The organism is Streptomyces sp. NPDC101132 (assembly GCF_044759225.1).
Classification (GTDB): Bacteria; Actinomycetota; Actinomycetes; order Streptomycetales; family Streptomycetaceae; genus Streptomyces.
Genome location: NZ_JBIVYX010000005.1, coordinates 410,652 through 434,183, shown reverse-complemented (window position 1 = coordinate 434,183; position 23,532 = coordinate 410,652). Strand labels below are relative to the sequence as shown.

The 23,532-nt window shown below is 73.7% G+C and carries 22 protein-coding genes; 11 read left to right on the top strand and 11 right to left on the bottom strand.

Translation table 11 applies throughout. The features are described 5' to 3' along the window. Nucleotides 1-119: 119 nt before the first annotated feature. Entirely contained in the window at nt 120-584 is a 465-nt protein-coding gene (locus ACIQUR_RS14920) for a hypothetical protein (protein WP_403663717.1), read from the top strand. On the opposite strand, the gene ACIQUR_RS14915 is transcribed toward ACIQUR_RS14920, so the two are convergent. Beyond that, a complete protein-coding gene (locus ACIQUR_RS14915; protein ID WP_403663714.1) occupies nt 544-1,716 on the bottom strand; it encodes an AraC family transcriptional regulator in 1,173 nt (390 codons plus the stop codon). The genes ACIQUR_RS14920 and ACIQUR_RS14915 overlap by 41 nt on opposite strands. Nucleotides 1,717-1,855: 139 nt before the next feature. Between ACIQUR_RS14915 and ACIQUR_RS14910 the strand changes: the two genes are divergently transcribed. Then, the gene (locus ACIQUR_RS14910) at nt 1,856-3,583 is read left to right on the top strand and encodes an AMP-dependent synthetase/ligase (protein WP_403663711.1); all 1,728 of its coding nucleotides are present in this window, start codon (nt 1,856-1,858) and stop codon (nt 3,581-3,583) included. 79 nt (nt 3,584-3,662) lie between these two features. Here ACIQUR_RS14910 and ACIQUR_RS14905 read toward each other — a convergent pair whose 3' ends face one another. The 3 genes from ACIQUR_RS14905 to ACIQUR_RS14895 form a co-directional block, all read right to left on the bottom strand. Further along, nucleotides 3,663-4,046, bottom strand: coding sequence for a hypothetical protein (locus ACIQUR_RS14905; protein ID WP_403663708.1), 384 nt, complete (start codon nt 4,044-4,046; stop codon nt 3,663-3,665). 83 nt (nt 4,047-4,129) lie between these two features. Next, complete coding sequence (locus ACIQUR_RS14900) at nt 4,130-4,951, bottom strand: hypothetical protein (RefSeq protein ID WP_403663705.1); 822 nt, start codon at nt 4,949-4,951, stop codon at nt 4,130-4,132. Between the two features lie 113 nt (nt 4,952-5,064). Continuing rightward, the gene (locus tag ACIQUR_RS14895) at nt 5,065-5,868 is read right to left on the bottom strand and encodes a thioredoxin domain-containing protein (protein WP_403663702.1); all 804 of its coding nucleotides are present in this window, start codon (nt 5,866-5,868) and stop codon (nt 5,065-5,067) included. 299 nt (nt 5,869-6,167) lie between these two features. Here ACIQUR_RS14895 and ACIQUR_RS14890 point away from each other — a divergent pair, with 299 nt between their 5' ends. Beyond that, nucleotides 6,168-7,853 carry a lytic transglycosylase domain-containing protein gene (locus tag ACIQUR_RS14890; protein ID WP_403663699.1) on the top strand — a complete coding sequence of 562 codons (1,686 nt, stop codon included), beginning with the start codon at nt 6,168-6,170 and terminating at the stop codon, nt 7,851-7,853. Between the two features lie 77 nt (nt 7,854-7,930). Here the strand turns inward: ACIQUR_RS14890 and ACIQUR_RS14885 are convergent, their stop codons facing one another. Continuing rightward, complete coding sequence (locus tag ACIQUR_RS14885) at nt 7,931-8,443, bottom strand: FG-GAP-like repeat-containing protein (protein WP_403663696.1); 513 nt, start codon at nt 8,441-8,443, stop codon at nt 7,931-7,933. A gap of 134 nt (nt 8,444-8,577) precedes the next feature. Between ACIQUR_RS14885 and ACIQUR_RS14880 the strand changes: the two genes are divergently transcribed. Continuing rightward, nucleotides 8,578-8,997: a hypothetical protein gene (locus ACIQUR_RS14880; RefSeq protein WP_403663693.1), complete on the top strand. Its 420-nt coding sequence runs from the start codon at nt 8,578-8,580 to the stop codon at nt 8,995-8,997. A 189-nt stretch (nt 8,998-9,186) separates the two neighbouring features. On the opposite strand, the gene ACIQUR_RS14875 is transcribed toward ACIQUR_RS14880, so the two are convergent. Further along, nucleotides 9,187-9,390, bottom strand: a complete 204-nt coding sequence (locus ACIQUR_RS14875; protein WP_399945801.1) for a cold-shock protein — start codon at nt 9,388-9,390, stop codon at nt 9,187-9,189. Nucleotides 9,391-9,627: 237 nt separating this feature from the next. Here ACIQUR_RS14875 and ACIQUR_RS14870 point away from each other — a divergent pair, with 237 nt between their 5' ends. The 6 genes from ACIQUR_RS14870 (at nt 9,628) to ACIQUR_RS14845 (ending at nt 17,222) form a co-directional block, all read left to right on the top strand. Further along, the gene (locus tag ACIQUR_RS14870; RefSeq protein WP_403663690.1) at nt 9,628-10,461 is read left to right on the top strand and encodes a menaquinone biosynthetic enzyme MqnA/MqnD family protein; all 834 of its coding nucleotides are present in this window, start codon (nt 9,628-9,630) and stop codon (nt 10,459-10,461) included. A gap of 522 nt (nt 10,462-10,983) precedes the next feature. After that, nucleotides 10,984-12,897 carry a serine/threonine-protein kinase gene (locus ACIQUR_RS14865; protein ID WP_403663687.1) on the top strand — a complete coding sequence of 638 codons (1,914 nt, stop codon included), beginning with the start codon at nt 10,984-10,986 and terminating at the stop codon, nt 12,895-12,897. Between the two features lie 61 nt (nt 12,898-12,958). Then, nucleotides 12,959-14,164, top strand: coding sequence for a cyclic dehypoxanthinyl futalosine synthase (gene mqnC / locus ACIQUR_RS14860; protein ID WP_403663684.1), 1,206 nt, complete (start codon nt 12,959-12,961; stop codon nt 14,162-14,164). 12 nt (nt 14,165-14,176) lie between these two features. After that, the gene (locus ACIQUR_RS14855; protein ID WP_403663681.1) at nt 14,177-14,953 is read left to right on the top strand and encodes an imidazolonepropionase-like domain-containing protein; all 777 of its coding nucleotides are present in this window, start codon (nt 14,177-14,179) and stop codon (nt 14,951-14,953) included. Between the two features lie 642 nt (nt 14,954-15,595). Beyond that, nucleotides 15,596-16,294, top strand: coding sequence for a demethylmenaquinone methyltransferase (locus ACIQUR_RS14850; protein WP_403663678.1), 699 nt, complete (start codon nt 15,596-15,598; stop codon nt 16,292-16,294). Nucleotides 16,295-16,310: 16 nt separating this feature from the next. Next, entirely contained in the window at nt 16,311-17,222 is a 912-nt protein-coding gene (locus tag ACIQUR_RS14845) for a glutaminase (protein WP_403663948.1), read from the top strand. Between the two features lie 28 nt (nt 17,223-17,250). On the opposite strand, the gene ACIQUR_RS14840 is transcribed toward ACIQUR_RS14845, so the two are convergent. Beyond that, complete coding sequence (locus ACIQUR_RS14840; protein ID WP_403663675.1) at nt 17,251-17,757, bottom strand: GNAT family N-acetyltransferase; 507 nt, start codon at nt 17,755-17,757, stop codon at nt 17,251-17,253. Between the two features lie 99 nt (nt 17,758-17,856). Here ACIQUR_RS14840 and ACIQUR_RS14835 point away from each other — a divergent pair, with 99 nt between their 5' ends. Next, entirely contained in the window at nt 17,857-19,140 is a 1,284-nt protein-coding gene (locus tag ACIQUR_RS14835) for a geranylgeranyl reductase family protein (protein WP_403663672.1), read from the top strand. A gap of 55 nt (nt 19,141-19,195) precedes the next feature. Here the strand turns inward: ACIQUR_RS14835 and ACIQUR_RS14830 are convergent, their stop codons facing one another. Genes ACIQUR_RS14830 through ACIQUR_RS14815 form a run of 4 tightly spaced genes read right to left on the bottom strand, consistent with a single transcriptional unit; the run spans nt 19,196 to nt 23,389 of the window. Then, nucleotides 19,196-20,425 (bottom strand): ABC transporter permease, encoded by a 1,230-nt coding sequence (locus ACIQUR_RS14830; RefSeq protein WP_403663669.1) that lies wholly within the window; start codon nt 20,423-20,425, stop codon nt 19,196-19,198. Further along, nucleotides 20,422-21,114, bottom strand: coding sequence for an ABC transporter ATP-binding protein (locus ACIQUR_RS14825; protein ID WP_403663666.1), 693 nt, complete (start codon nt 21,112-21,114; stop codon nt 20,422-20,424). Before ACIQUR_RS14825 ends, ACIQUR_RS14830 begins: the two co-directional genes overlap by 4 nt. Further along, nucleotides 21,111-22,913 carry a peptidoglycan-binding protein gene (locus tag ACIQUR_RS14820; protein WP_403663663.1) on the bottom strand — a complete coding sequence of 601 codons (1,803 nt, stop codon included), beginning with the start codon at nt 22,911-22,913 and terminating at the stop codon, nt 21,111-21,113. Before ACIQUR_RS14820 ends, ACIQUR_RS14825 begins: the two co-directional genes overlap by 4 nt. Beyond that, the gene (locus ACIQUR_RS14815; RefSeq protein WP_403663660.1) at nt 22,910-23,389 is read right to left on the bottom strand and encodes a hypothetical protein; all 480 of its coding nucleotides are present in this window, start codon (nt 23,387-23,389) and stop codon (nt 22,910-22,912) included. The genes ACIQUR_RS14820 and ACIQUR_RS14815 overlap by 4 nt, the downstream gene beginning before the upstream one ends. Nucleotides 23,390-23,532 lie beyond the last annotated feature (143 nt).

Here is a 23,532-nt window from a genome sequence, read left to right as displayed (position 1 = left end):
TTCCTGGCCGGGGGTCGCAGCGCTTGTGGGGCGGGTGCGGGGTGCGGTAGAAACGCGCCACTCGATTGGCGTGTTCATGCCTCTCGGTCGAGCTCTTCCACGCCTGCTTGGGGGCCGTCGTGTCGGTACGCGGAGAGAAGCTGAAGGGGCGGGCCACGCTCAGCCTGGTCCTGGTGGTGATCGCGGCCGCCGTCCTCTTCCTCATCGGCAGCGCCTCGCAGCAGCCGGCCGGCTGGGGCGCCGCGTACGCCTTCGGCAAGCCGGTGACCCTCGAACTCCCCACCACCTGCGGGACGGAGACCATCGGCTCGGGCCGCACCACCAGCGCCTGCAAGGGCACCAGGTGGACCGCCGGCGGCCGGGAGCGCACCGGCACCCTCTACGCGTACCGCGACCAGATCGACGACAGCGGCTCCGCCCTGACCTTCAAGGGCGAGGCCCGTGCCCTCTTCGGCCGCGCCTACGGAGAACCGGCCGCCTGGCTCACCTGGGTGCACGTCGGCGCCGTCGGCCTCGCCGCGCTGGCCGTGCTGATCCTGCTGGTCAGCCTGCTGCTGGCGGCGGTACCGGGGCGGCGGCGGTAGCGCTGCCCGCGGGGGCCGCGCCGCCGGTGGGGGCCGCGCTGGCCGCGCCGCCCGGGGGAGCCGCGCCGTCCGCGTGAGCCGCGCCGTCCGCGTGAGCCGCGCCGCCCGCGGGGGCCGCCGGGCCGCTCCCGGAGGCCATCCGGTAGGCGCCCGGCGTCGTCCCCGTCCAGCGGCGGAAGGCGCGGTGGAAGGCGGTGTCCTCGGAGAAGCCCAGCCGGGCCGCCAGCTCCGCGATCGGCTCGCCGCTCTCCACCAGCCCGGCGATCGCCGCGTCCCGCCGCACCTGGTCCTTGAGCTGCTGGAACGAGGTGCCCTCGACCTGGAGCCGGCGCCGCAGCGTCGCCGGGCTCACCGCCAGCCGTCCCGCCACCTCGCCCAGGGCCGGCAGCCGCGGCGAGCCGCGCAGCTCCTGCGTGAGTACCCGGCGCACCTGCTCCGCGACCGTGGTCCCGTACTCCGGCCGGCCCAGCAGGTCGAACGGCGCGCGGCGCAGCAGCGCGTCCAGCTCGGCCTCGTCGCGCACCAGCGGCGCGGTCAGCCAGTGCGGGTCGAAGACCGCGCCCGTGCGCGGCCGGCCGAAGCGCACCGGGCAGTCGAACAGCACCTCGTACTCGTCCCCGTGGGGCGGCCGCGGATACGCGAACTCCGTGTACGCGAGGGGGATGCGCCGGCCCACCATGAAGCAGCACAGCCGGTGCCAGATCGCCAGCACGCACTCCGTCAGGAACCGCTCGCCGTCCCAGGCGAAGTCGTTGCGCACCGCCAGCCGCGCCTCGTCCCCGGTGACGTCGAGGCTCAGGTCGGGGCCGCCGGGGAACAGCCCGTAGAAGGCGACCCCGCGCCGGATCGCCGCGCCCAGGTCACGGCAGCCGAGGGAGGTGTGGCACATCATCGCGAAGGTGCCGGGACGGCTCGGCGTGCCGCCCAGGCCCAGGAACTCGTCCTGCGTCTCGCGGTACAGGCCCCGGAACAGCCGGGCGAACTGCGTGGCCGTCACGCGCGCCCGGTCGTCCGAGAGCAACAGCGGCGGTATCTGCGCCTCCTGGAGCAGCGGCACGGTCTCGATGCCGCTGCGGCGCGCGCCCGCGAGCACGGCCCGCACGTGGTGCACGGTGATCGTCCGCCTCCCCATGCTCCGACGGTAGCCCCAATGAGCGCTGGGGTCAGCGGGGCTGACGCTTCCGGTCATGCCGCTCCGGTGCTCCGGCTGCCTAGCGTCGGTGTCCTCGGCTGCGCGGACGGGGAGGACGGGCCATGACTGAGGACGGGCCATGACTGCTGACCGGCCGGAGACGCTGGCGGTGTTCACCGAGTGGACGGCGGAGCGGTACGGGACGGAGACCGCCCTGCGGTACCGGCGCGACGGCGAGTGGCGGACGCTCTCGTACGCGGGACTGCGCGACACCGTACGGGAGCTGGGCCGGGGCCTGGCCGGCCTCGGCGTGGCTCCGGGGGAGCGGGTGGCGGTGCTGGCGGAGACCCGGCCCGAGTGGACGTACACGCACTTCGCCGTGCTGGCGGCCGGCGCGGTGCTGGTGCCCGTCTACCCGACGGCCGGTGAGGAGGAACTGGCCTGGGTTCTGGGCGACTCCGAGGCCGTGGCCGTGGTCTGCGAGGACGCGGCCCAGGCGGACCGGGTGACCGCGCTCCGCGCGAAGCTGCCGCGGCTGCGGGACGTGATGCTGATGGGGGAGCGCCTGCCGCGGGCGTCCGCCGGCGAACTGGCGGCGCGGGCGGCGGCGGTGCGGCCGGGGGACGACGCCGCCATCGTCTACACCTCCGGCACGACCGGCCTGCCCAAGGGCTGCCGGCTCACCCACGGGAACCTGGGCGCGGTGCAGGACGCCACGCTCCCGCTGGTCGCCGGCGGGCCGGGCGACTCGACCTACCTCTACCTGCCGCTGGCCCATCTCCTCGCGCAGCTGATCCAGTTCACCACCCTGCTGGAGGGCGGGGAGCTGTGCTACTTCGGCGGGCGGATCGAGGACGTCGTGGCCGAGCTGGCGGAGGCCCGGCCGACCCATCTGCCCTCTGTGCCGCGGCTGTTCGAGAAGCTGCACTCGGTGGTGCTGGGGCTGGCGGAGGCCCGGGAGGGCGGCCGGGAGCGCTTCGAGGAAGCGGTGCGGCTGGGCGTACTGGAGGCGGAGGGACGCCTGCCGGAGTCCTCCCGCGAGGCGTGGCGGGCCGCCGACGAGTCCCTCTACTCCCTGGTCCGGGCGGCCTTCGGGGGCCGGCTGCGCTGGGCGCTGACGGGCGGGGCGCCGATCGCCCCGGCCACGCTGGACTTCCTGCGGGCCTGCGGGATCAGGGTGTTCGAGGGGTACGGGATGACGGAGTCGGGGGGCGTGATCTCCCTCAACCATCCCGGAGCGGTGCGGTACGGGACGGTGGGGCGCCCGGTGTCGGGCTGCGAGGTGCGGATCGGGACGGACGGGGAGGTGCTGGTACGGGGCCCGATGGTCTTCCCGGGCTACCACGCGAACCCGGCGGCGACGGCGGAGGCGCTGGACGCCGGGGGGTGGCTGCGGACGGGTGACCTGGGCGAGCTGGACGGGGACGGCTTCCTGCGCATCACGGGCCGCAAGAAGGAGCTGATCATCACCTCCGCCGGCAAGAACCTCACCCCGTCGGAGGCGGAGTTCGCGGTCCAGCGCTCCCGCTACGTCTCGCGGGTGGTCATGATCGGCGACCGCCGCCCGTACCCGGTGGCCCTGATCACCCTGGACCCGGAGGAGATCGCGGCCTGGGCGGCCCGGGAGGGCGTGGACCCGGGTCCGGACCCGTCGGCCCACCCGGCGGTGCGCGCCCTGGTCGAGGAGGCGGTGGCCGCGGCGAACGAGGGCCTCTCCCGCCCCTCCCGCATCCGCGCCTTCCACATCCTGCGGGACGACTTCACGATCGCCGACGGCACCCTCACCCCGACCCTGAAGCTCCGCCGCGCGGCCATCACCACCCGCTACGCGACCGAGATCGCCGCCCTGTACGGGGAGGAGGAGTGAGCCGCCAGCGCCCGTGCCCGGCCTGCGCCCGCCGGCCGCCCGTGCCCGGCCGACGGCCCCGGCCGCCCCGCCCGGCCGGTCACCGCCGGCGCGCCACCTCCTGGAGCCGTTCCAACTCCATGAGGTGCGTGCTCAGCCGCACGGCCGTACCGCCCGAGGTGTAGAGGACGGTCCCGGTGACGGCGAAGGGGAGCGAGACGACCAGGACGCCCAGGAGTTCGGTCGTGTCGCGCCGCAGCCGGCAGGCCTCGTCCGGCCACGGGGCCAGGCCGGAGCGGTCCAGGGCGACGCGCGCGGGGCACTCGACGTCCTTCCCGTCGTAGGCCGCCTCGTACGGGACGAACAGTTGGTACGCGAGCCAGAACCAGCTCAGGAACGCGAGGGACAGCAGCCCGAGCCCCCACGCCTGCCGCCGGCCGGACCGGTCCCGGAAGGCGTCGGCGAAGGCGAGCGGATGCGTCATGACGTGGTCCTCCCCGGTGGCGACTCCCGAAGGTACCCCGGGACCTCCGGGGGAGGAGAGCCGCGGGCGACCGCCGCCGGGCCTCAGCGGGGCGGGAGCCGGTCGTACGTCTTGAACGTGTAGGTCGCCGAGAAGGCGAGCGAGTTCCCGGTCGCCGCGGGCAGGCCCAGGCGCCTGTTCACCAGCCGGCCCAGCGGGCCGCAGCCCTCGGCGGCCGGGGCGGTGAAGGTGTCGTCCTTCGCATCGAAGGCGATGACCGGAGGGTTCTTCGAAAGCCACCGGGAGCCGCCCACGCGCTGCAGGCGTATCTCCAGCGGCTCGTCGCCGCCGCCTATCACGCAGTCCCGCGGCAGCAGCGGACTCTGGACGCGGAAGCGCAGGGTGAACAGCCCCATGCTGCTGCCGACGGAGTAGAAGTCGGACCGGCCGCCGTACTCCGGCTGGAGGGACAGCGAGAACAGCGGGTGCCCGGCCTCCCCCGTGCGGTCCAGGAGTCCGCCCGGGACCTCCGTGGGCCCGCCGCGCAGCGCACCCCAGACCTGCCCCCTGCTCCCGTCCGGCATCGGCCCCTCGGCATGGGTGACGGTCATCGGCGCGAGCTCCGGTATCCGCCGGCTCCCGAGGTCCAGCGCCCCCGTCGCCGTGAGCACCTCGCACTTCCAGCTGCTCGCGTCGACCCCGGCCGGGATCGCCGGGCAGTCGCCGAAGTCGTACACGGGTGCCGCTGAGGGCGCCGCCGCCACGGGCGACGCCGGGGGTGCGGCCATCGCGGGTGCGGCCGTCGCGGGTGCGGCCGCCACGGCGACGGCGGCCGCGGTGAGCGCGGCCGCGGTGAGCGCGGCCGCGGCGGTTCCCGCGGCCACACGACGGGCGGTGGACGAGCGCTTCTCGGCTGTGGTCTCCATGCCGTCCAGACTGGCCGCCCGACCACCCCCGGGCCCACCGGGAATCCCCCCAGCCGTCCCTGACCCGCCCCTGACCCCACGTCAGGGGCGCAGCCCTGAAGCCGGTTCCCCCGTCAGGACTTGAGGGTGTCGGCCACCAGCTTCTTCCACGCGTCCACCGAGATCGACTTGATGCCGTCGCCGGACGAGACCTCCACCTTCTTGCCGTCCAGGTACACCGCGGGCGTGCCCTTCTCGCCGCTCTCGTAGAAGGCCTGGCCGACCCTGTCGACCCACGGCATGTACGTCAGCTCCTTCACCGCCTTGTTGAAGGCGGGCGTGCGCAGTCCGGGGACCTGGTCCGCCAGTTCCAGCAGGGTGGCCGTCGAGCCGAACTTGTCGTCCTTCTCCTCCGCCGGGTGGTTCGCGTACAGCACCTGGAGGTAGTCCACGAACTTCTCGGGGCTCTCGTTGACCGCCGCGCCCAGCGCGTTCAGCGCGCGCTTCGAGCCCTTGCCGCCGAGGGCGCCGTCCAGGAAGGTCGCGAAGCGGTACTCGATCCGGTACGTGCCCGCGTCCGCCTGCTCCTTGAAGGTCTTCCCGAGGCCCTGCTCGGCGCCCGCGCAGTAGGGGCAGCGCGGGTCCAGCCACATCGTGAGGGTGTGCTTCGCGTCCGCCCGGCCGTACGGGACGACCGTGCCGTCCTTGCCGGACGTGTTCGCCGGCCGGACGAACGGTTTGTCACCCGCTTCCGATTCGCCGGAATTGCCGGGGGCGTTGGCGGCGTACACCCCGACCCCGACGGCCAGGGCGAGGACCGCGACGACCGAGCCGCCGACGACGAGCCGGCCGCGCAGCCGGGCCCTGCGCACCTCGGCCTCGCGCTCGGCCTTCAGGCGCTCGCGCGCCTCGCGTCGCAGGTCGTCCTTCTTGGCCATGAATCCGGGGTTCCTTTCGGCAGGCAGGGTCGGTCGACCCCCAGTCGAGTCTAAAGAGCCTCCGGCGGCGCATACCCGGGCCTTTGGGGCATGCCAGGCACGGCCATTGGTCCCAATTGTCCAGCCCGTCACGGGTAGTCCGCATGCAGGCCGAAGGACTGCCCTTCAGGGCAGGCGTCGGACAGGTGAACAGGGCGTCATAAAGGTGAGGGGGGACGGCGAGTCGCCCTGCGAGACCTGATAGACAGTCCATATTCACGGCTGAATCGGCCCGCACGCCTTGGGGGGAAAGCCGCACTGTGAAGCCTCTACGCCGTCATGTCATCAGTACGTCGCGCAAGGTGCTGTGCACCGCCGCGCTCGCGGCCAGCCTGACCACTGCCGCGGTCGTGGGAAACCCGCCGACTGCCGATGCCGGGGAGTCCGCGCCGACCCCCGACAGCCCGCAGGCGCAGGACCGCGGCAACGCCCGCCTCGACCTGCCCGACCTGGTCACCGACCCGCCGCCGCCCGCCGGCGCGCCGCAGGGCAGCACCGGCATACCCGGAACCGCCCTCGACGCGTACCGGCGGGCCGCCACCTCCGTGACCGCGGCGCTGCCGAACTGCCACCTCCCCTGGGAACTCGTGGCCGGAATCGGTCGGGTGGAGTCCGTACACGCCTCGGGCTACGGCCTGAAGACGGACGGCTCGACCACCAAGCCGATCCGCGGCCCCCGCCTCGACGGCAACGGCTTCGCGCGCATCACCGACACCGACAAGGGCCTCTTCGACGGGGACACGGAGTACGACCGCGCCGTCGGCCCGCTCCAGTTCATCCCCTCGACCTGGGCCTCGTGGGGCGCCGACGGCAACGCCGACGGCACGCGCGACCCCAACAACATCTACGACGCCGCCCTCGGCGCCGGCCTCTACCTCTGCGCCGGCGACCGGGACCTGGCGCGTGCGCAGGACCTCGACAAGGCCGTACTGAGCTACAACAACTCCCGCGAGTACGTGAACACCGTGCTCAGCTGGATGCGGCAGTACCAGAAGGGCGGGGTCGGCGTCCCCAACCCGCCCGTCGTGAACGTCCCCCCGACGCCCACGCCGACGCCGATCACCCCCTCCCCGGGCCCGCGGCCGAACCCGCACACCCCGACCACGCCGGAGAAGCCGAAGCCGGACCCGAAGCCCAAGCCGGACCCGAAGCCGAAGCCGCCCACGGCGACGGTGGCCGGCCTGGACCGCCTGGGCGAGGAGCGGATCACCGCCGAGGCCGGTACGCAGTTCAGCGTGACGCCGCAGGTCAAGGCGCGGCTCAGCGACAACAAGCCGGCGGTCCGCGAGGTCGTGCTCTTCGAGATCGAGGGCGACACCTCCGGGACCGTCTTCGCCGGCGGCAGGACCCACGTGGTGGTCCGCACGAACGCCGACGGCATCGCCACCGCCCCCGTCCTCACGGCGGGCGAGAAGGCGGGCGACAAGGCCGGGGCCTTCACACTGCGCGCGACCCTGTACGGGACCCGCGAGTTCACGGTGCGGTTCCAGGGCGCGGTCACCCCGAAGCCGAAGCCGGTCGCGGACAAGCTGACTCGGGTCGGCGAGGACGCGGACGAGGCGCTGGTCGCCACGGCCGGCCAGGAGCGCTTCGCGCAGAGCGTGAGCATCCAGGCCACCGCCAAGGACCAGGCCCTGGCCGGTACGAAGCTGACGGCCGCCATGGTCGTGAAGGACGCGGACGGCAAGTGGGTCACCGCGGAGTCGGGCCCGTTCTTCAAGAGCACCGACGCCGCCGACGGCGAGGTCAAGCGGGTCCGCTCCCTGGAGCTGGCCCCGACGGACGAGAACGGCCGCATCCTCCTCCCGGAGATCTACCTCCCGGAGAGCGTCGAGCCGGGCACCTACCACCTCCGCCTGACCACGCCCGAGGGCGTGGAACTGGTCCTGGAGCTGAAGGTCGCCCCGAAGCCGGAATCCACCACCCCGGACCCGGGCACCCCGTAGGACACGGCACAACGGCGCGAGCCCCGCACCCCGAGAGGGGGTGCGGGGCTCCCGCCGTTCCGGGTTTCGGGCCAGGCCTAGCCAAGCGCCTTGATGGTCGTCCACCCGGAGCCGACGGCCGAGGGCGTCCCGTGGGCGGTCGTGCCGCCGGGGTAGTACCGCAGCTCGCCACCGCTGGTGACCGCCCAGAAGTCGGGCGTGGAGGACCCGCTCACGTTGGGTCCGCCGAGGACGATCGGCATGCTCGCGCGCAGCCAGCCGGCCGTTCCGTAAACGATGTCCGCACCGGTTGCCGAGTCGGCGGCGGTGGAGAGCGAGTTCAGATCCACGCCGCCGCCCGCGGCGGGCTTCCCCTGACGCAGGAGCAGACCACGATCGGCGTCCGGGCCCCGGTACAGCATGTCCGCAACGCCGTCGCCGGTGACGTCGCGGACGTTGACGATGTCCCGCGTCGGCCAGTACGAGCTGTCGGTGAGCAGCTCGGCCTTGCTGAACGAGCCGCCCGTATAGCCGGTAAAAGCCCACAGCTGGGTGTCCGCGATGGCCATCATGTCCGGCAGGCCGTCGCCCGTGATGTCCTCGGTGGCCACGATCTGCGATCCAGACGTTCTTCCGCCCCGGAGGGGACCTGAACGGCTACATGCAGGAGCAGCATGCACGGTACGGAGGCTCTTTTGTGGACTGACCCGATCGGCAGCGGCGTTTCCCTCAGGAGGTGGTGACCTTGGCTGTCGAAGCGGATTTTCTGCGGCGGTACGACCAGGCGCAGATCGCCGCAGGGCGCGGCGGAGGGGATTCAGCCCTGCGGCACCTGACGTCGTGGAAGGGCTTCGTCGAAGCCTGTGCCGAAGGCTACGACGACGTGATCTCCGAGTACTTCGAGGATCTTAGCGTGCGGGATGCCATCGAGTGCGGGCTGGCGGAGGCGTCCCTGAGGGAGCTGGCAGGCTACGAGGAGTACTCGCGTGCCGTGCAGGCTGTGGATGCCCGCTTCCGTGAGATCGCGACCGTTCCCATCCCACTCGCCCATCCGGAGAAGTTCTCCTGGTGGCACCACGTGGTTCCGCGCGCGGGTGGCGAAGAATTCGCTGCTGACCTGAAGCGCCACTTCGGAGTCACGATCGGAATCGTGGGGAGCGGCTGAGCAGTACCGAGTCCGTGCTCCCGCCCGCCCCGAGGGCTGGCGGGAGCAGCCCCACGACGCCTGGCCACAGGCCCTGCTCCTGAGGCGAACCCCCGGAGGGCAAAGGGCAGGGGCCCCGGTCCTCGCTGGCGCGAGGGCGGGGCCCCTTGGGTACTGCTATCCGACCGCGATCCGGTCGGGCCGGGCAACTTAGGCCACGGTCACGTTCTCGGCCTGCGGACCCTTGGGGCCCTGCGTGACGTCGAAGTTAACGGTCTGGTTCTCCTCGAGGGAGCGGAAGCCAGTCGCGTTGATCGCGGAGTAGTGGACGAAGACATCCGGGCCGCCGCCGTCCTGGGCGATGAAGCCGAAGCCCTTTTCAGCGTTGAACCACTTCACGGTTCCGGTAGCCATAAGCCCTCCTTGGGCCAAAGGGTTGCCCTGCTCCAGAACCTGCTAAGAAGTCTGAAAACTACAAAAGCCCGCGGGTTACATGATCCGCAGGCTCTGTACTGCAAGGGAAACCAAACTGCAACTTGCGTCGAGCCTAGCACGCAGAGTGTGCAGAGGGGTAGAGGGAAAGATCACGTCACCCGGACGTTTGACACCCCTCCAAGAGGCTGACGTGACGGCGGCGGCTAGTCTCGCGATGTGGACGCCAATCGCAGCCGGCCCCGGGTCGGCCACATTCAGTTCCTGAACTGCCTGCCGCTCTACTGGGGCCTGGCCAGGACCGGCACGCTGCTGGACCTGGAGCTGACCAAGGACACCCCCGAGAAGCTCAGCGAGCGTCTGGTGGCGGGGGAGCTGGACATCGCTCCGATCACCCTCGTCGAGTTCCTGAAGAACGCCGACCGGCTGGTGGCCTTCCCCGACCTCGCCGTCGGGTGCGACGGGCCCGTGATGTCCTGCGTGATCGTCTCCCAGGTCCCCCTGGCGCACCTGGACGGCGCCCGCGTCGCACTGGGGTCCACGTCCCGTACGTCCGTGCGGCTGGCGCAGTTGCTGCTGGCCGAGCAGTACGGCGTACGCCCCGACTACTACACCTGCCCGCCCGACCTGGGGCTGATGATGCAGGAGGCGGAGGCGGCCGTGCTGATCGGGGACGCCGCCCTGCGGGCCTCCCTCCACGACGCCCCCCGGCTCGGCCTCACCGTCCACGACCTGGGGCTCATGTGGAAGGACTGGACCGGGCTGCCCTTCGTCTTCGCCGTCTGGGCCGCCCGCAAGGACTACCTGGAGCGCGAGCCGCTGGTGGTCCGCAAGGTCCACGAGGCCTTCCTCGCCTCCCGTGACCTCTCCCTCGAAGAGGTCACGAAGGTGGCCGAGCAGGCCGCCCGCTGGGAGGCCTTCGACGCCGAGCTGCTGGAGCGCTACTTCACCACCCTCGACTTCCGCTTCGGCCCCGAGCAGCTCGCCGGCGTGAAGGAGTTCGCGCGGCGTACGGGGGCCGGCGACGCCCGCGTGGAGCTGCTCGCCCCCTGAGGTCGGGGCGGCCGGCCGCGCGCGGCGGGGCCGCTCCGCATACCGTCCGGTATGTCCCGTAGGAGGCTCTTCGTGGAGCCCTCGGCGTAATTCCTGATGAATTTCCGGAGAATCCGCCCCGGGGATTCCGCGCGCCCCCGTTCAAAGGGCGTCCGCCCGCTTCTCGTGATTGTCGTGGACGCGCCGTGATTGGCGCTCCCGGTGGAGGGCCGCGCCGGGGCGGTCTCGGGTGCCCGGGCGGTGAGCGAGGTGAATTCCGCGGGTGGGCGATCCGGTGCCGAGATCGGTCACGGAGATGGGTCGCGGAGATGGGTCGCGGAGTCGGTCGAGGAGATCGGTCGCGGAGTCGGTGCGGCGCGGGCGGTAAGTCGGCCCGGGAAGCGGGCCGGGAAGGGCCGCGGGAATTCGGCCGCCGTCCGGTTCACCGGTTCGGCCGCCCGGGAACTTCCGTACGCGGCTAGGGTGCTGGCGACACCGGGCCACGAGGCCCGGACCTCACGGGGGACCGGCAGGGAGGCACCCATGCATCCGCTCGACGCGGGGGATCCGCGGACCATCGGTGCGTACCGGCTGCTCGGCAGGCTGGGCGCGGGCGGAATGGGGCGCGTCTACCTCGGCCGCAGCGCGGGCGGCCGGACGGTCGCGATCAAGAGCGTCCACCCGCACTTCGCCATGGACGACGAGTTCCGGGCGCGGTTCCGGCGCGAGGTGGAGGCCGCGCGCCGGGTGGGCGGCGAGTGGACCGCCCCGGTGCTGGACGCCGATCCTGACGCCTCCGTGCCGTGGGTGGCCACCGGGTACGTGGCCGGGCCCTCCCTGGACCGGGCCGTCGCGGCGCACGGCCCCCTGCCCGAGGCCTCGGTACGGGCGCTGGGCGCGGCCCTCGCGGAGGCGCTGGCGGCGGTGCACGCGCTGGGGCTGGTCCACCGGGACGTGAAGCCCTCCAACGTGATGCTGACCCTCGACGGACCCCGGCTGATCGACTTCGGGATCGCGCGGGCCACGGACGGCACCGCCTCGCTGACCTCCACCGGGGTGTCGATCGGCTCGCCGGGCTACATGTCGCCCGAGCAGATCGTGGGCAAGGGCACCACGGCGGCGGCGGACGTGTTCTCCCTGGGCGCGGTGCTGGCGTTCGCGGCGTCCGGGTACCCGCCGTACACCGGGGACAACTCGGCCACGCTCCTCTACAAGGTGGTGCACGAGGAGCCGGACCTGGAGCGGGTGCCGGCGGGCGGGCTGCGCGAGCTGGCCGCGGCCTGCCTGGCGAAGAATCCTTCCGACCGGCCCGCCCCGGCGCGGGTCGCCGCGGTGCTGGCGCCGCAGGGGGCGGCCGCCGCGGTGGGTCCCGGCTGGCTGCCGGGGGTGCTGGTCGAGGAGATCTCCCGGTCGGCCGTGCGGCTGCTGGACCTGGAGGCGGACACGGACGCGGGTACGGGCGCGGGTACGGGCGCGGGTACGGGCGCCGGTTCCGGTTCCGGTTCCGCTCACGGGGCCGACGGCTCCGGCGTGCCGGCCGACGCCGTACCGGTGGCCGACGCGGTGCCGGGTGCCGCCGCGGCTTCCGCCGGGTCCGGTGCCGGGTCCGGTGCGGGGGCGGTCGTGGACACCGGTGCCGGCAGTGGCTCGGTGCCGGCCGGGTACGGGTCCGGCGCGGTGCCGGCCGGGTACGCGGCCGGGGGCTTCGGGCCGCCGGACCCCTCGTACGGCAAGGGCGAGCCGTACGCCGCCCACGCCTCGTACGGGACCGGCGGCAACCCGTACGCCTCCGGCACCGGCGGCCGCGGCGGCCCCCTGCCCGGCATCCCCGCCCCGCGCGAGGCGGAGGGAGGCACCCGCTTCACGGTGACCGCCCGGGCCGGCCGGCGGGCCAGCTGCACGGTTGCCCTCGCGGTCGCGGGCGCACTGGCGGCGGTGACGGTGGGCGGGTACTTCCTGACCGACCTGTTCCCCGGCAGTGCCAAGGGGAAGGACAGCGCGAACGAGCCCGGCGGCGGAAGGACGGGCCCGAGCGTCTCGGCCGCCGCGACCCCGCCGACCGGGGGGACCGGCCAGGACGCCGGACGCCGCGACTCCGTCCCCGAGGCCCTCACCGGCACCTGGAAGGGCAGGGTGACCACCAAGAACTTCGGCGTGCCCGTGGACTTCCAGATCACCATCACCGCGGGCAAGGTCGGGCAGGTCGTCGGCCGGGACAAGTCGGTGCTCGACCTGCTGGGCACGGAGTACGACTGCAGCGGTGAGTGGAAGCTGGCCGAGGCCACCGACCGCTCGCTCGTCCTCGACACCTCGGGCGGCACCAACCCCCACCCCGGGATCTGCGCCGACGGCTCGTCGAACGAGCGCTTCACCCTCAACGCGAACGGCACGCTGCACTACGCGTCGGGCGACGCCGCCGCCGGGAAGCCGGAGGGCGACCTGACCCGAGAGCGATGAGGGGGCTGGCGTAGGCTGGATCGGTCCGAACCCCTTGACACCGCCGAAAGGTGAGGCACCGGTGACCGACCAGGCCGCTCTCCAGTCTGTCCTCGATCGCGCCGCCGAGGGGGGCCGGATCTCCGCCGAGGAGGCGCTGGACCTCTACCGGCACGCCCCGCTGCACGCGCTGGGCCAGGCGGCCGACGCCGTACGCCGCCGCCGCTACGCCGGTACGGAGCACATCGCGACGTACATCATCGAGCGGAACATCAACTACACCAACGTCTGTGTGACGGCCTGCAAGTTCTGCGCCTTCTACGCGGCCCCCAAGGACACGAAGAAGGGCTGGTCCCGCGACCTCGACGACATCCTGCGCCGCTGCGCGGAGACCGTCGAGCTGGGCGGCACGCAGATCATGTTCCAGGGCGGGCACCACCCGGACTACGGCGTGGAGTACTACGAGGAGCACTTCTCGGCGATCAAGAAGGAGTTCCCGCAGCTGGTCATCCACTCCCTCGGCGCGTCCGAGGTCGAGCACATGGCCCGGATCTCCGGGGTCTCCGCCGAGGAGGCCATCAAGCGGATCCACGCCGCGGGTCTGGACTCCTTCGCGGGCGCGGGCGCCGAACTCCTGCCGGAGCGGCCGCGCAAGGCGATCGCGCCGCTGAAGGAGTCCGGCGAGCGCTGGCTGGAGATCATGGAGATCGCCCACGGCCTGGGCGTCGAGTCCACCTCCACCATGCTGATGGGCACGGGCGAGACGAACGCCGAGCGCATCGAGCACATGCGCATGATCCGCGACGTGCAGGACCGGACCGGTGGCTTCCGGGCCTTCATCCCGTACACGTACCAGCCCGAGAACAACCACCTCAAGGGCCGGACGCAGGCCACGGTCTTCGAGTACCTGCGGATGATCGCCATCGCGCGGCTGTACCTGGACAACATCGCGCACATCCAGGGCTCCTGGCTGACCGTCGGCAAGGAGGCCGGGCAGCTGGCGCTGCACTACGGCGCGGACGACCTCGGTTCGATCATGCTGGAGGAGAACGTCGTCTCCTCGGCCGGTGCCAAGCACCGCTCGAACCGCCAGGAGATCATCGACCTGATCCGCAAGGCGGGGCGGGTGCCGGCGCAGCGCACCACCACGTACGAGCACGTCGTGGTCCACACCGACCCGGCGGACGACCCGGTCGACCACCGCGTGGTCTCCCACATCTCGTCCACGGCCATCGAGGGCGGCACGGCCCACCCGGAGCTGAAGCTCCTCGACGCGAACGCGAACTGAGGCGGTCGGGCGGTGCGTACGCTGCACGCGGCACCGCTGGTGCTGCCGGTGGGAGCCCCGCCGGTGCCCGACGGGGCGGTGCTGGCCGAGGGCGACCGGCTGGTGGCCGTCGGGCCGCAGGCCGAGCTGGCCGAGACGTACCCGACGGCCCGGATACGGGAGTGGCCCGGCGTGATCACGCCGGGTCTGCGGCAGCCGCGGGCCGGGTGGCTGCTGCGGCACTGCTACTTCCCCGACCCGCGGGAGGCCGAGCTGCTGGGCACGGAGCCGCTGTCGCCCGCGGAGACCTCCCGGCTGGCGCCGGACGCGTCCCGGATGGGCGGGAGCGTGCGGCGGGGCCTGCAGCAGATGCTCCGCTACGGGACCACCGCGGTCGCCGTGCCGGCGGGGGACGCGCTGCTGGGGGCGCCCGTGGCGCGGCTGGGGCTGCGGGTGGTTGTGGCTGCGGGTGATGCCGCCGCCCGTGCTGTCGCTGATGCGCCGGATGCCGGTGCGGCGCTTGCTGCGCCGGATGTGCCTGGTGCGCTTGCTGCGCTTGCTGCGCCGGATGTGCCGGACGCGCTGGACGCGTTCGGTGCGGTGCCGGATGCGCTTGGTGCGGTGCCGGACCTCGACCCCCTTTCGGGTCTCGGCTCGCTTGCCTCCGCCGTTGCCGGGCCGCTCGTGGTGGGTGGGCCGGCGGACTTCGCCGTCTTCGACGCCGGGGACGAGGGGGCGCTGCTGGTGCGCGGTGCCGGTACGTGTGTGGCCACGGTGCTGGGCGGCCGCCTGCTGTACCGCGGGCGCTAGCCGGTTCCCTGCGGGGCGGTGCGGGGGCGTCGGCGCCCGTTGTTGTGCGGCCGGTGGCTCCGCCTTCCCTGCGGGGCAACACCCCACCCCACCCTTCTCCCGTTCACCGGGGCACGCCCCGGACCCCTGCGGGCTCCCCCCAAGCGCTGGCCGGCCTGAGGCCCCGGGCCTCTGCCCCCAAGCGCCGGGTGGGCTGAGGCCCCGGGGCTCCGCCCCGGACCCCGCGCCTCAAACGCCGGCGAGGCTGGAAGTGCCCCCGGGGGTAGATCCAGCCCCTCCGGCGTTTGAGGAGCTGGGGGTCCCCCCAGCGGTAGCTGGGGGAGGGTCCGGGGGCGGAGCCCCCGAAGGGGTCCGGGCGGAGCCCTGGGGGCACCTCCCAGCGGTAGCTGGGGGAGGAACGGAGGAAGGGCGGGTAGGGGACCTGGCCCCGCAGGGCAACGCACCCGCACCCGGCAACGCACCCGCACCCGGCACCCCACGGCACCCGCCCGGCACCGCACCCGCGCCGCACCCGCGCCGCGTCGGCGGGGGGCCGTGCCCGGCGTCGGGGCGGGGCGGCCCCGCTACGCGCCGCACGGCGTTCGGCTGCCAGAATGGGCGGCGCAAGCCGACCCGTACCGAACCGAGCGAGGCAGAACGCCAGTGACCCGCGCATCCCTGGACAAGCAGCCGCACGAAGTCGCCTCCATGTTCGACGGCGTCGCGGCGAACTACGACATCACCAACGACGTGCTCTCCCTCGGCCAGGCCCGGCTCTGGCGCAAGGAGGTCGCCAAGGCCGTCGACGCGCGCCCCGCGCAGAAGGTCCTCGACCTGGCCGCCGGCACCGCCACCTCCTCCCTCCCCTTCGCCGCCACCGGCGCGTACGTCGTCCCCTGCGACTTCTCCCTCGGCATGCTCCGCGAGGGCAAGAAGCGCCACCCCCACCTGCCCCTCACCGCGGGCGACGCGACGAAGCTCCCCTTCAAGGACGAGGTCTTCGACACCGTCACGATCTCCTTCGGGCTGCGCAACGTGCAGGACACCGAGGGCGCGCTGCGCGAGCTGTACCGGGTGACCAAGCCCGGCGGCAAGGTCGTGATCTGCGAGTTCTCGCAGCCGACCTGGGCCCCCTTCCGCACCGTCTACACCGAGTACCTGATGCGCGCCCTGCCCCCCGTGGCCCGGGCCGTCTCCAGCAACCCCGACGCGTACGTCTACCTCGCCGAGTCCATCCGGGAGTGGCCGGACCAGCCCGCGCTGGCGCAGCTGCTCCAGAAGGCCGGCTGGTCCTCCGTGGCCTGGCGGAACCTGACCGGCGGCATCGTGGCCCTGCACCGCGGCACCAAGCCCGCCGCATAGCCCCGGGTCCGTGGCCGTGGACTACCAGGGCGTGCTGGAGGAGATCGCCCGCGACGTCGCCCCGCTGATCGGCAGCGGCGAGCCCGCCGCGTACATCCCGGCGCTCGCCGGCGTCGACCCGTCGAGCTTCGGCATGGCCGTGGCCGACCTCGACGGCAACGTGTACGGGGTGGGGGACTGGCGCACGCCGTTCTCCGCGCAGTCCATCACCAAGGTCTTCACGCTCGCCCTGGTCCTCGCGCACGGCGGTGACAGCGTGTGGGAGCACGTCGGCCGCGAGCCGTCGGGCAACCCCTTCAACTCCCTGGTGCAGCTGGAGTACGAGAACGGCATCCCGCGCAACCCGTTCATCAACGCGGGTGCCCTGGTCGTCACCGACCGGCTGCAGACCTGGACCGGCGACGCGAGCAGCGAACTCCTGGAGTTCCTGCGGCGCGAGAGCGGCAACCCGGAGCTTGCCTTCGACCCCGAGGTCGCCGGGTCGGAGTCCGAGCACGGCGACCGCAACGCGGCCCTGGCCCACTTCATGGCCAGCTACGGCAACATCGCCAACCCCGTGCCGGCCCTGCTCGACCACTACTTCTGGCAGTGCTCGATCGAGACCAGCTGCGCCGACCTGGCCCTCGCCGCCCGCTTCCTGGCCCGGCACGGGCTGCTCGCCGACGGCTCCCGGCTGCTGACCCGCAGCGAGGCCAAGCAGGTCAACGCGGTGATGCTGACCTGTGGCACGTACGACGCGGCCGGCGAATTCGCGTACCGGGTGGGGCTGCCCGGCAAGAGCGGGGTCGGCGGCGGGATCGTCGCCGTGGTGCCCGGGCAGTGCACGCTCTGCGTGTGGAGCCCGGGACTGGACGAGCGCGGCAACTCCGTCGCCGGTGTGGCCGCCCTCGACCGCTTCACGACCCTGACCGGACTCTCCGTCTTCTGAGTGCCGGGGGCCGTCGGGGTACGGGACCTCAGAGCGCCAGCGTGAAGCGGTGGCCCTGGCGGCCCTGGCCGCCCAGCGGGAAGGTCTCCGCCAGCTCCATGCCGAGTCTGCGCGCCACCGCGATCGAGCGGGCGTTGGCCGCGTCCACCATGGCCACCACCTCGGGTACGCCCGCCGCGCGCACCCGGTCGAGGGTCTCCAGCGCCGCCGCGGTGACGTAGCCCTTGCCCCAGTACGGGCGGGCCAGCCGCCAGCCGATCTCTATCCGGCCGACCGGGCCCCAGTCCCGGGGCCAGGGCTGGGCTCCGGTGAAGCCGATGACCTCGCCCGCCGTGTCGAGCATGGTCCAGAAACAGAAGCCCAGCTGGGCGTCGTGCATGCGCTGCCGCGCGGTCAGCTCCTCGTACACCGACAGCTCGGCCGGGGCACCGCCCTGGAACTCCATGACCTCCGGATCGGCGAACACGCGGTGCCAGGCGTACGCGTCCTCCTCGGTCGGCACGCGCAGCTGGACGGCGGGGAGCAGCTTGGTCATGGTCGGCCCTTCTCGGTGTCGATCGCGGTTCGCTGCATAGACTGCCCATGTCCCGTGCCTTCGGCACGCAGAAATTTCGAGCCTCCGGGAGATCACGCAGTGACCGAGCCCCTCTCCGAGCACACCGCTGATGTGATCGTCGTCGGAGCCGGACCCGCCGGCTCGACCACCGCCTACTACCTGGCCAAGGCCGGACTCGACGTCCTGCTGCTGGAGAAGACGGCCTTCCCGCGCGAGAAGGTCTGCGGCGACGGGCTCACCCCGCGCGCCACCAAGCAGCTGGTGGCCATGGGCATCGACATCTCGGAAGAGGCCGGCTGGCTCCGCAACAAGGGCCTGCGCATCATCGGCGGCGGCGTCCGGCTGGAGCTGGACTGGCCCGAGCTGGCCTCGTTCCCCGACTACGGCCTCGTCCGCAAGCGCGACGACTTCGACGAGCAGCTGGCCCGCCAGGCGCAGAAGGCCGGCGCGCGGCTGTACGAGCGCTGCAACGTGGGCGAGCCGATCCGGGACGCGCGGACCGGGCACATCACGGGCGTGCACGCCAAGCTCGGCGAGGAGAAGAAGGAAGTCACCTTCCACGCGCCGCTGGTCGTGGCCGCGGACGGCAACTCCTCGCGCCTCTCCCTGGCGATGGGCCTGCACCGGCGCGAGGACCGCCCGATGGGCGTGGCCGTGCGGACGTACTTCACCTCGCCGCGGCACGACGACGACTACCTGGAGTCCTGGCTGGAGCTGTGGGACCGGCGCGGTCCCCAGGACCGGCTGCTGCCCGGCTACGGCTGGATCTTCGGCATGGGCGACGGCACGTCCAACGTCGGCCTCGGCATCCTCAACTCCTCCTCCGCCTTCCGCGAGCTGGACTGGCGCGAGGTGCTGAAGGCCTGGTGCGCCTCGATGCCGGAGGACTGGGGCTACACGCCGGAGAACATGACGCACCCGATCCGGGGCGCGGCGCTGCCGATGGCCTTCAACCGGCAGCCGCACTACACCAAGGGCCTGCTGCTGGTGGGCGACGCGGGCGGCCTGGTCAACCCGTTCAACGGCGAGGGCATCGCGTACGCCATGGAGTCCGGCCAGATCGCGGCCGACGTGATCGTGCAGGCGCACGCGCGGGCCACCCCGGCCCAGCGGGAGCTGGCGCTGCACAACTACCCGAAGGTGCTCAAGGAGACCTACGGCGGCTACTACTCGCTGGGCCGCGCCTTCGTGAAGCTGATCGGCAACCCGAAGGTCATGAAGATCGCCGCGCAGCGCGGTCTGACCCACCCGATGCTGATGCGCTTCACGCTGAAGATGCTGGCCAACCTGACCGACCCGACGGGCGGCGACGCGATGGACCGCATCATCAACGGCCTGAGCAAGGTGGCCCCGAAGGCCTGATCCAGGTCTTCCTTCCGTGCGTTTCCGCCGCTGACCGCCCCGTCCTCGGGCGCGGTCAGCGGCGGAGTGCTTCCGCGGGGGTGATGCGGGCGGCCCGGGCGGCGGGGTAGACGCCGGCCAGGAGGCCGGTGGCGAGGCCGGCCAGGGGCGCGGCGGCCACCGTGGCGAGGTGCAGGACCGGGGTCCACTCGCGTACGACGGCGACGGCGACCACCGTGAGGACGCCCAGGGACGTGCCCACGAGGCCCCCGAGCGCGCCGAGGGCGGCGGACTCGGTGAGGAACTGGGCGGCGATGTGCCGGCCCCTGGCCCCCAGCGCGCGCCGCAGCCCGATCTCGGGGGTGCGTTCGAGGACCGCGACGAGCGTGGTGTTGGCGATGCCGACCGCGCCGATCACCAGGCAGACGCCGGCGAGCAGCAGGAAGAGCGAGCCGAGGTCCGAGGTCACGCTCGACCGCAGCAGCCGGGGGTCCGGCGGCGGCACGGCCCGGAGGTGCTCGGGGTGGTCGGGCCGCAGTGCGGTCGGGGCCAGCCGCGCGACCTGCCGTGCCGCGCCGAGTTCGGTGGCGATCAGCATGCGGGCCGCGCCCGGTGCGGGCGGCCCCCACAGCTCCTCCGCGGTCGAGCGGGGCACCTGCACGGCGAGCAGGGAGTCGGGCTGCCGCCGTACGTCGGCCAGGATGCCGGCCACCACGAACGGCTCGCCGTCGATGCGGATGGCGGGGCGCGTCGCGAGGGTGCCGATGCCGAGCCGGGCCGCGACGCCGGGGCCGATGACGGCCACGCGCTGCCGGGTGCGCTCGGCGAACTCGTCGTACAGGCGCCCCTCGCGCAGCCGGGGGACGGTCGCCCGGAGCGCGCCGGGCGACACGGCCAGTACGGGCGCGTCGCCGGGGGCGGCGTCCAGGCGTACGGGCCACCAGACGCCGGCGTCGCGGATGCCGGCCAGCCGGGCGAGGCGGCGCTCGGCGTCGGCGGGGAAGCCGGGGCCCGCGAACTCGTCCTGGCGGGCGGCGACGTCCTCGACGGTCACCTCGGTCGCGGTGAGGGAGTTGAAGCGGCCGTCGATGCGCGCGGAGAGGGTGGCGGTCAGGCCGAGCACGGCGACGAAGCTGCCGACGCCGAGGACGGTGCCGAGCGCGGTGAGTGCGGCCCGGCCGGGGCGGCGCAGGATGCCGGCGAGCGCCTCGGAGAGGGTGTCGCGGAGCGAGAGGCGGGTGCGGGGGACGGGGGTGGGGCGGAGGTCTGGGCGGGGGTCTGGGCCGGGGCAGGGTTCGTGGCTCACGTGTGGACCAGGCCGTCCCGGATGGTGAGGGTGCGCCCGGCGCGGGCGGCCACGTCCCGGTCGTGGGTGATGACCAGCAGGGTGAGTCCGGCCGCGTGGAGTTCGTCCAGCAGGGCCAGGACGGAGGCGGCGTTCTCCGAGTCCAGGTTGCCGGTCGGCTCGTCGCACAGCAGCAGGGAGGGGCGGCCGGCCAGGGCGCGGGCGATGGCGACGCGCTGGCGTTCGCCGCCGGAGAGGTGCCCGGGGGTGGCGTCGGCGCGGGGCGAGAGGCCGACGCGCGCGAGTGCCTCCGCCGCGCGGGCCAGGCGCTCCGCGCGGGGTACGGAGGTGTAGAGCATGGCGAGGGCGGTGTTCTCCAGGGCGGTGCGGTGCGGGAGCAGGTGGAAGGACTGGAAGACGAAGCCGATGCGGCGGCCGCGCAGGGCCGTGCGGGAGCGGTCGGGGAGGGCGCCGGTGTCGATGCCGTCGAGCAGGTAGCGGCCGCGGGTGGGGGTGTCGAGCAGTCCGGCGACGTTGAGGAAGGTGGACTTCCCTGAGCCGGAGGGGCCGACGACGGCGACGAACTCGCCGCGGGCCACGGTGAGGTCGCACTCCTTGAGCGCCTCCACGGGCGGTGGCCCGGGGTAGGTCAGGGCGACGCCGCGGAACTCGATGACGGGCGGCGGGGCGGGATCGGGGGCCGCGGTCACGAGGGCGGGGCTCCCGGGTCGGTGCCGGTGCCGGTGCCCGGTGCAGCGCCGGCGCCTGTGCCCGCGCCCGTGCCCGTGCCCGGCGCGGCCGTGCCGGTGATGACCTGGGCGCCGGCTTGCAGGGTGGCCGGGGCGACGGGCTCGACCTCCACGAACCCGTCGCCGGTGGTGCCCGTGCGGACCTCGACGCGGTGCCGGGTGCCGGCGCGGTTCACGGTCGTGACCGACGTACGGCCGTCCGCGCCCGAGGAGACGGCGGTGACGGGGACCACGAGCGCCGGGCCGCCGGTGGTGGCGGCCTCGACGGTCAGCCGTACGTCCTGGCCGGTGAGGGCGGCGGGCAGCGGGCGGTCGGGGCGGACCAGCATCCGGTACCCGAGGTCGACCGCGGGTGCCGGGAGCTGGCCCTCGCCGGGGGGCGGCTGGGTGCCCGGGGGCGTGCCGGTGGAGCGTTCGGCGGCGACCAGCGTGACCTTGCCGGACACCTCGGCGCCGGTCAGCTCGGAGGAGACCAGTACGGGCAGGCCGGGGCGCAGCAGCCGGTGCTTGTCGTCCTTGAGGTAGGCCTCGACGAGGAGTTCACCGGCGGTGAGGGTGAGCAGGGTGCCGGTGACGGGGGCGCCGACGGTCGCGCCGACGCCGCTGACCCGTGCGGGGAAGGCCCGCAGGAACACCACCTCGGCTGCGGGCAGCATCGGCCCGTCGGCGGCCTCGGCGGCGGCGAGTTCGGCACGCGCCTCGGCCAGCGCGATCCGCGCCCGTGCCAGTTCCCTCCCGGGGAGGGTGCTGCCGGGGGACGGGCCGCCCCCCGGCTTGGGCGCCGGTGTGGGCGCGGCGGCGAGCTCGCCCTGCGCCACGGCCGGCGTCCCTCCCCCCTCCGGGGTGCCACGGGACGCAGGGTGGGCCCCCGGAGCCGAGGGCCCGGGCCCGTCCGGTCGCCCGGTGCCGGGGCACGCGGCGCCCTCCGTGCCCCCGATGACCGCCGCGGCGGTCGCGGGGCTCAGGGTCGTGCCCGCGAGCGCCCTGCCCGGGTACGGCTCACCGGCGGCGCGGCCACCGGTCTCCGGCACGACCCGGCCGGGCCGTACCGCGCCGGGGCGGGCCGCGGTGGGGGACGGGGCCTCCACCCCGTCCGTCCCGCCGGTGGGTACCGCGGCACCCCGCTTCGCCGCGGCCGCCGCCGCCGCTTCCGCGTCCTCCAGGGCCCAGATTGCCTCGCGGAGGGCGGTGCGGGCGGCGCGGACGCGGTCCGCCGCGTCGGGGGCGGCCGGGAGCGGGGGATAGCCCAGGGCGCGGTACAGCGCGGTGAGGGCGGTCTTCGTGCCCGGGCCGAAGCGGCCCCGCGGGTCGCGCCCGGTGCCGTGCCCCAGTTCGCGCAGGGCGTCCTGGAGCTGCGCCACGTCGTCCCCCGTGGCGCCGGGCCGCAGGTCCCGGTACACGGGCAGCGCCCCCCGCAGCGCGACCACCGGCCGTCCCGAGACCTCGGCCACCACCCGCCCGGCGGTCACCGGCGCCCCGGGGGCGAAGGGCAGCCGGGTCACCACCGGCCGCCCCTCGCCCTGCGGGGCGACGGCCACGCTCTGGCCGGCGACCACGGTGCCGCGCATCACCACCGTCTCGGCCAGCACCCGGCGTTCGACCTCCGCGGTCAGCACCCCCTGGGCGGGCGGGCCGGTCTCGGCGGCGAGCTGGGCCGGGGACTTCACGAAGGCGGTGCTCAGCAGCCCGCCGGCCGTCATCAGGGCGGCCCCGGCCGCGACCCCGTAGACCACGCGCCGCCCCCGCGCGAGCGTGCTCATCCCCGCCCGAGCCCCTTCACACAGAGCTGCATCTTCTCCGCGTGCTCCGTCTTCAGGCTGCGCAGCTGGTCGCGCGTGAGTCCGCGGTCGTCGAACTCCCCGGTGACCGGGTCGGGATCGGGGTACCAGGCGACGCCCTCGCGGCGCATGCACGCCGTCTCCTCGCGGGCCTCGGCCATCCGCGCGGACGAGGCCGGCGACGGCTTCGGATCGGGCGGGAGTTTGTCCTTGCAGGCCTCCTGGGCCGCGAGGACCTTCTCCATCGGCTGGGTTTTGTCCACGCGCGGAGCACCGTAATCCGTGTGCCAGATCTTCACGCCCTGCTCTTTCAGACAGTCGTGGTATGCGATCTCCTCGGCCGACGGCGGAGGGCTGTCGCTCTCGTCCGGCTCCTTTTCACCGGTGCACGCGGCGAGCGAAAGGGACATAAGCAGAAAGGGGGCGACAATCCGCAGCCGCATGGGGGTGCTTCGCATGAACGTGCACCCTATGAGCGGCTCCGGAGCCAACACAGATGACTATCGGCCAACCCGGAAGGTGTCCTTGTGCCCCGCCGTCCCGCCGCCCTTTAATCCCGGGTCGGCAGTGCTCTGCTGCCGCCCCAAAAACCCCCAACGGT

Coding starts and splice junctions, on each gene's coding strand:
- ACIQUR_RS14915 (WP_403663714.1), bottom strand. CDS start 1,716: ATGGGGAGGCGGACGATCACCGTGCACCACGTGCGGGCCGTGCTCGCG.
- ACIQUR_RS14910 (WP_403663711.1), top strand. CDS start 1,856: ATGACTGCTGACCGGCCGGAGACGCTGGCGGTGTTCACCGAGTGGACG.
- ACIQUR_RS14905 (WP_403663708.1), bottom strand. CDS start 4,046: ATGACGCATCCGCTCGCCTTCGCCGACGCCTTCCGGGACCGGTCCGGC.
- ACIQUR_RS14900 (WP_403663705.1), bottom strand. CDS start 4,951: ATGGAGACCACAGCCGAGAAGCGCTCGTCCACCGCCCGTCGTGTGGCC.
- ACIQUR_RS14895 (WP_403663702.1), bottom strand. CDS start 5,868: ATGGCCAAGAAGGACGACCTGCGACGCGAGGCGCGCGAGCGCCTGAAG.
- ACIQUR_RS14875 (WP_399945801.1), bottom strand. CDS start 9,390: ATGGCTACCGGAACCGTGAAGTGGTTCAACGCTGAAAAGGGCTTCGGC.
- ACIQUR_RS14865 (WP_403663687.1), top strand. CDS start 10,984: ATGCATCCGCTCGACGCGGGGGATCCGCGGACCATCGGTGCGTACCGG.
- ACIQUR_RS14840 (WP_403663675.1), bottom strand. CDS start 17,757: ATGACCAAGCTGCTCCCCGCCGTCCAGCTGCGCGTGCCGACCGAGGAG.
- ACIQUR_RS14820 (WP_403663663.1), bottom strand. CDS start 22,913: ATGAGCACGCTCGCGCGGGGGCGGCGCGTGGTCTACGGGGTCGCGGCC.
- ACIQUR_RS14815 (WP_403663660.1), bottom strand. CDS start 23,389: ATGCGAAGCACCCCCATGCGGCTGCGGATTGTCGCCCCCTTTCTGCTT.